Annotated in this window: 2 protein-coding genes; both read left to right on the forward strand. The window is 41.8% G+C overall.

From position 1 onward, the window contains the following. The first annotated feature begins 986 nt into the window (after window positions 1-986). On the forward strand, window positions 987-6,866 hold the full coding sequence (locus tag AC805_RS14010) for an AAA family ATPase (RefSeq protein WP_055075991.1): 5,880 nt from the start codon (window positions 987-989) through the stop codon (window positions 6,864-6,866). 61 nt (window positions 6,867-6,927) lie between these two features. After that, a partial coding sequence (locus tag AC805_RS14015; RefSeq protein WP_269433587.1) for a cache domain-containing protein occupies window positions 6,928-7,992 on the forward strand: 1,065 nt, incomplete at its 3' end.

The following is a 7,992-nucleotide window of genomic DNA, read 5'->3' on the forward strand; positions in this document are numbered from 1 at the left end:
TATAGTTGTTTTAAATAACTTGTAGACGGGCTTCGACTTCGCTCAGCCCTCGGTGTAAGCTAGCTGAGCGAAGTCGAAGCTGTAGTTTTTATTTGAATTATCTATATCTTCTTCGGTTTTGATTTTGCCCCTATACCAATTTCCAAAATGACGTTGCCATTTTGGAAATTGGTATAGGGGGTTTGAAAAGTTCAAAATGGCTATGCCATTTTGAGCTTTGGTATTACAGAGAATTGAGAATTTTTCTATATTGCAGTAAGTGAAAGAAAAAAATCATGTTAATGATAGTTGTGCCTTAAAGTATGACGAAAATAATGAGAATTTAAAAGTGATTCCTTGGATTTTTTAACTCAATTAATAGAAATATAATTTTTTAAATTGATGTGTCTAAATTTAGATTTAGGGATTTGTTTAGAGTTACATTCAAAGATTAAATATTCAAAGATCTGGTTATAGGATAATTTTAGGCGATCGCCTGTTTAATATACCTATTTGATATTCCTATTTGATATACCTGTTCTGTTCTTGTAAGTCAATAAACATAGTTAAATATAAAAGCCTAAAGCCTTTGCTAGAAGCATTGTATGCATTACCACTTCTAGTATTGACTCCTAATTGCGTCATGTAACTTATCACAATTTTTATGGTTAATATAGATGATTTAATCTCAGCATATATGCTTGGCATCTGCTTTAGTCTGATACTTTCTGTATAATAGAAAAGGAATCTGTCATAGAATATATATAGGGGATCTAGGTGATTTTCTAGTAAAAAAAAGTACTAATAGATACTCTAATAAATATGCAGAGGACAAAAGTATCATTAGTATTTTATCTTGTTTTAATAGAAATCATTTTAGTGTGATCGTTAGGCGATATCTGAATGGTTTAGAGCTAAATCCAGATATTAATTAAGATGTCGATACAGAATTAGGCTACATGACAGATCTTGGCGAATCTTATCTTTAGTGTTATCGATCCATAACCATGTCTCTAATAGCAAGTAATAATTTTCATAAATTTCCTCAACTAGCTGGCTATACTATTGCCGAGCAAATCTATAATGGCTCTCGAACTAGTGTTTATCGAGCTATAGATGACTCTAACGGTCGGGGCGTGATAGTTAAGCTGCTGCAACAGGATTACCCCAGTTTTAATGAGTTGTTGAAATTTCGCAATCAATACACGATCGCCAAAAAATTGGACGTTAGCGGCATTGTGCGCCCCTACAGCTTGGAATCCTGTGGTAATAGCTATGCCATTATCATGGAAGATTTTGGAGGCATTTCGCTACAACAGCATATCCAAAAGAAATCATTATCTTTGGCAGAAAAATTGGAAATAGCCATCCAAATCACTCAAATCTTGGACGAACTGCATCAATCCTGCGTTATTCATAAGGATATTAAACCCGCCAATATTCTGATTCACCCAGAAACTAACCAAATCAAATTAATTGATTTTAGTATTGCTTCGCTATTGCCAAAGGAAACTCCAGAAATTAAAAATCCCAATGGCTTAGAGGGTACTTTGGCTTATATCGCGCCCGAACAGACAGGAAGAATGAATCGGGGGATCGACTATCGCGCTGACTTCTATTCCTTTGGGGTAACACTGTACGAACTATTTTCTAGACAACGTCCTTTCGGTTCCTTTGACCCTATGGAATTAGTGCATTGTCACTTAGCCAAAATACCACCCACGATTCATCAGATCTGTCCCGAAATTCCCGTTGTGCTCTCGGATATCGTTGATAAGTTGATGGCTAAAAATGCCGAAGAACGTTACCAAAGTGCTTCAGGGCTAAAGCATGATTTACAACTATGTCTACATCAATTACGAGAATTTGGGGAGATTAGTAACTTTACGATTGGCAAACGCGACATGGGCGATCGCTTCCTGATACCTGAAAAACTTTATGGGCGGGAAATCGAGGTCAATCTCCTTCTAGAATCCTTCGAGCGCGTTGCCCATGGGGCAACGGAACTGATGCTAGTTAAAGGATTCTCGGGGATTGGTAAAACGGCGGTCGTTAATGAGGTGCATAAACCGATTGTCCGCCAAAGGGGATATTTCATCAAAGGTAAGTTCGATCAATTTAATCGCAATATTCCCTTTTCGGCTTTTGTTCAAGCTTTTAGGGACTTAATCGGGCAATTGATGGGCGAAAGCGATCTCCAATTGCAGACTTGGAAAACTCGACTTTTAAAGGCTGTGGGAGAAAATGGGCAAATCATTATTGATGTCATACCAAACTTAGAGCGAATTATGGGGGCGCAGTCCCCTGCTCCCGAACTAACGGGGGCAGCCGCACAGAACCGATTTAATTCCCTCTTACAGAAATTTATTCACGTCTTTGCCAAGCCCGAACATCCCTTGGTTCTGTTCCTTGATGATTTGCAATGGGCAGATTCCGCTTCGTTAAATTTGATTCGGGTATTGATGGAGGACTTAGAAACGGGGTATCTCTTAGTCATCGGAGCCTATCGAGACAATGAGGTTTCTACGGCTCATCCTTTGATGTTGACTTTGGATGCGGTCAGTAAAACGCATATAACGACAAGTACGATCGCCCTCCAACCGCTCGACCAGAATAGCTTGAATCGCTTGGTTGCCGATACGCTCCATTGTCATGAAGAGTTGGCGCAGCCCTTAACGGAACTATTAATGCAAAAAACGCAAGGCAACCCATTTTTTGCCACTCAGTTCCTCAGAGCTTTGTATCAAGATGGCGCGATCGCTTTTAACGCCAATGCCAGCCATTGGCAATGTGATATCGCCCAAGTGCGGAATGCGGCTCTGAAGGATGATGTAGTGGAATTTATGGCTTTGCAGTTGCAAAAATTGCCAGTAACTACTCAGGTGATTTTAAAGCTGGCGGCTTGTATGGGTGCGCAGTTCGATCTAGAGACTTTGGCTATAGTTGCCGAGCAGTCATCAGAGTCGGTAGCAGGTTTGCTATGGGTAGCTTTGCAGGAGGGATTGATTTTACCTCAAAGCGAAATTTATAAGTTTTATCTTGAAGAAAACGATATGTCGCCGTCGGTTAACCAACCAACTTTCAAGGAAACACTTAACTATAGGTTTTTGCACGATCGCGTCCAACAGGCCGCCTATTCACTGATTCCTGACGATCAAAAGCAAAAGACTCACCTGACAATCGGACGACTATTACAACAAAATCTTTCTAGTCTTGAGCAAGAGGAAAATCTATTTGAAATTCTGGGTCACCTCAATGCGAGTAGCTCCTTAATCACCGATCCTGCCGAAAAAAGAGAGCTTGTGCATCTGAATTTTGCTGCTTGTAAACGGGCTAAAGCCTCAACTGCCTATAGCGCAGCGGTACGCTATGCCAAGGAAGCCATTAATTTACTGCCATCAGACTCTTGGCAAACAGATCATCAGTTAACCTTGCGGCTTTATGAGACTGCTGCGGAAAATGCCTATTTAAATATTGAATTTATCGCTGCTCTACAGCTGATTGATACGATCTTGCAAGAATGCGATCGCCCGATCGATCGCACTATTGCTTACGAGTTATCGGTGCAAATATATATCGCTCAAGATCTCCAGTTAAAGGCCATTGAAACGGGATTAAATGCACTTAAGAGCCTTGGTGTATCTCTAGTAGATCTGACAAACTGGCAAGATCGCCTGCCACAACTGCCCAGTAAAGAGGGACTGGTTACTAAGCCTCAAATGACTGACCCAGTCTATCTCGCAGCCTTACAGATTCTCATCACAATTACACCACCCACCCATCACGTTAAGCCCGAATTGTTTCCTGCTGTAGTCTTGACGATGGTAGATCTGTGCGATCGCGAAGGATATTCGGAGCTAGCTGCCTATGCTTATGGGATCTATGGCTTGTTACTTTGTGCTGTAATTGGCGATTTAGATGCTGCCCATCAATCTGGCAAAGTTGCCCTGTCTTTGTTGGAGCAATATCAAGCGCGGGCATTGAGAACAAAAGTAAATATGCTATTCGCGGTCTTTGTCTGTACTTGTAAGGAGGCGGGAAATGCCACTTTGCCTTTACTGACGCAGGGCATTGAAGTGGGATTAGAAGTTGCGGATATTGAATATGTCAGTTACTGCATCATGGCGTATTTCACCCATTTATTTCTCATTGGCAAGCCTCTAGAGTCTCTGCAAGAAGCTCAGGTGAAATACATGCCGATTTTAGAGCAATTTAAGCAGGAGCATTGCATTGAATATTCCAAGATCTGGCTGCGTATTAATGACAAATTTATAAATGCCGATATAAATGCCGATATAAATACCGATATAAATGCCAATGGCTCAGGTGCTATTGATCCGAGTGATGCTGAAGTTTTGCAACGCTTTGAAAATACCCACAACCATCAATGTCTTTTCGCTTTTCACCTATCGAGACTGATATTTGACTATACCTTCGGCAATTATGCGATCGCTTTAGACCATGCCGTGAAGGCAACTGCTAGCCAAGATGCCGCCTTTGGGTTTCTCCTTACTGCCGCCCATACTTTCTATCACTCCTTAGCAATCTTAGCCTTAGCAAATTTAGGAGGTATTGTTTCCAAGGCAACCGAACTCGAACTAGCGATCGCCAATCAACAAAAATTACAACACTTAGCAAACTACTCTCCTAGTAATTATCTCCATAAGTACGAATTAGTTTCGGCGGAAATTCTCCGCATTCAAGGGGAGAAAGCCTTAGCAATGGATTTCTACGATCGCGCGATCGCTGGAGCTAAGGCTAACGGATATATGCAAGAAGAAGCTCTGGCTAACGAACTTGCCGCAAGGTTTTATCTGGACTGGGGGAAAGAGAAGATTGCTGCTATCTATATGCAGGAAGCCTATTACGGCTATACCCGTTGGGGAGCTAAAGCCAAAGTTGAAGATCTGGAAAGGCGCTATCCTCATCTATTACAGGTGGTTCTCCAGCAAGCAGCCTCCCCGATCATGAAGATCGAGTCCCTATCAACAATTGCCATTCCCGACATGTCGATTCATGCTTCGATCGATCCCAGCAATTCCTCTACGAGTATGAATGCCATGATGGACTTTGCTGCGCTCTTGAAGGCTTCTCAGAGCATATCTGGAACTATTGAAATTGATCGGTTATTGCACGAACTTACGCAAGTGGTGCTCCAAAATTCTGGGGGCGATCGCTGTGCCTTGATCTTGCCAGATGCTCAAGGAGAATGGCAAGTTGCGGCGATCGCTACACCTGAAGCGATCGCCCTGACGAGCGAAGCTCTAGATGGCAACGTCAATATCCCCGTTAAATTGGTCCAATACGTCAAAAACACGAAAACTTTTGTGGCGATAGACGACTGCAAGACTTCTCTACCAGTGATTGGGAAATATTTGACTCGGGAACAACCCAAGAGCTTGCTATGTTTTCCTCTACTCAACCAAGCGAAATTGATTGGCATACTATATTTGGAAAATCGTGCAACCAGTGGCATATTCACCCTCGATCGGGTTGAATTACTTAATTTTATCTGCGCCCAAGCCGCGATTTCCTTGGAAAATGCCAACCTATACCGCCAAGAACAGATTACTTCCCTCCGATTAGCGAACTTAAACGCCCAACTTGAATTGCAGCTAGTTCAAATTGCTGAAAGTGAAGCTCAAAAACGAGCCATCATTCAAGCAATTCCCGATATGATATTTCAGGTTAACAGAGATGGAGTTTATCTAGACTATTCTGAATCGTCAGAAGTAATTGCAGCAAGTTCTCTCAATCTATCAGATCGAGCAAAACCTATTGGGCGGTCGTTGGCGGATTATTTATCACCTGAACTCTATCAGCAGAAAATGCGTGATATTGAATTAGTGCTGAAAACAGGAGAAATGCATGTCTACAATCAGGTGTTGACCATTGAAGGTAAGCCTCAATACGAAGAAGTCAGGGTTGTGCCGATGGGCAATACTGAAAATGTTCTATTTACGATCCGCAATGTGACCGAGCAGAAACAAGCAGAAGATTTAATTCAGCAGAAGTCGCTAGAACTTGAGCAGGCTCTCAAGGAACTGCAAGAGTCGCAACTATTGATCGTGCAAAGTGAAAAAATGTCTGCTCTTGGCAATTTAGTCGCGGGTGTAGCCCATGAGATCAATAATCCTGTGGGTAGTATCGTGGGTAATGTAAGCGCAGCTCAAAGCTATATCAACGATCTATTAGGATTAATCGATCTATATTCTGCGAAGTTCCCCGATCCAGGAGCCGAGATTCTTGAGGAACTTGAATCAATAGATATTGAATATGTGCGGGAGGACTTACCCAATTTGATTCGGGCTATGAAAAATGGAGGCGATCGCATTAGAGCTATTAGTAATAGCCTGCGCACTTTCTCCCGTGCGGATACCGATACCATGCAAATCTTTGATATTCATGAAGGAATTGATAGCACGATTTTGATCCTCCGTCATCGACTCAAAGCAAATGAGCAACGTCCAGCGATCGGAGTCATTACGGAATATGGTCGGGTTCCAGCACTTAAATGTTTTCCTGGACAACTCAATCAAGTATTTATGAATATTTTGGCTAATGCGATTGATGCCTTGGATGAAGCCAGTCAAAATCTTAGCTATGCAGAGATTGAGGCTAATCCCAATCGTATCACTGTCCAAACTATGGTGTTAGATAATCATGTCAAAATCACAATTTCCGACAATGGAAAAGGTATGTCTGAAGAGGTCAAAGCCAAAATCTTTGACCATTTATTTACTACTAAGGGGGTCGGAAAAGGAACGGGGTTGGGGTTAGCGATCGCCAAGCAAATTGTTGTAGAAAAGCATGGAGGAAGCATCGATGTAAGCTCCATAATCGGGAGAGGAACTGTTTTTTCAATTCTTCTGCCTTTACGAAGATAAATTGTGATTTAATCTCTTTCAATGTCTTTGCAATGTAAATTCGACACAGATCGATGAAACCATGATGAAGTCAAGCGTCAAATCAGCTAAATCTCTGCCGTTACAGCTCGTATTAGTGGTTCCCTTTGTGCTCCAAATCTTTGCCGCCGTTGGACTGACGGGATATCTATCACTACGAAATGGACAGAAGGCAGTCAATGATGTTTCTAGCCAATTACGCCAAGAAATAAGCGATCGCATTACCTTACAAGTTCTTGCCTACCTAGAAAAACCCTATACGATCGGGCAAACTATTGCGATCGCTTCCGAAGAGGATCAAATCGATTTAACCGACACCAAAAAACTAGAACGAACTTTTTGGCGGTTAGTCAGTAAAGATATGATTCAGTTTATTCAAATTGGGTTTGCTGATGGCACTAGCATTAGCGTTGAAGAATCAGTAAATTCTGATGGTAGTGAAAATTATATTATGGCTGCGATCGTCGATCAAGAAAGCATACCTCGGCGAAGAATGTATAAACTTAACGATCAAGGAGAAAGAACTTCTCTAATTGAGACGCAACCAAAATTCGATCCCAGAGTTCGCCCTTGGTATATCGCTGCTAAAAAAGCAGGCAAGTCGACTTGGACTTCTAAACCCTTTCTCGGAAGATCCCAGCCGTTCCCCACCATAACGATATCCCATCCAATCTATGATAAAAATAATGTGCTTGTGGCGGTCGCCAACAATAGCTTTTGGATTAGTAAAATCCATAGATTCCTTAGCAATCTCAAAGTAGGACAGACAGGACAGACATTTATTATCGATCGCGAGGGTAATTTGATTGCTAGCTCCACCATTGAGCAACCTTTTATTATTGATTATCAGAAAAAGGAACTACAACAAATTCCCGCCGTAAAAGCGGACAGCCTAGTAATTAGTGGGACATCGAAGGTTTTACTCGAACGCTTCGGTAGCTTTAACGAAATCACCCAAAGTCAGCAACTAGAATTTACGCTAAACAACCAAAGACAGCTCGTACAAGTTTCCAATATTCGCGACGAGCATGGGATTGACTGGCTGAGTATAATCGTCGTACCCGAATCAGACTTCATGGCACAGATTGATGACAACACAAGAACGACA

This window comes from Pseudanabaena sp. 'Roaring Creek' (assembly GCF_001402795.1).
Classification (GTDB): domain Bacteria; phylum Cyanobacteriota; class Cyanobacteriia; order Pseudanabaenales; family Pseudanabaenaceae; genus Pseudanabaena.

Excerpts from the sequence above, each read along its gene's own strand:
- AC805_RS14010 (WP_055075991.1), top strand. The coding sequence starts at position 987 with ATGTCTCTAATAGCAAGTAATAATTTTCATAAATTTCCTCAACTAGCT.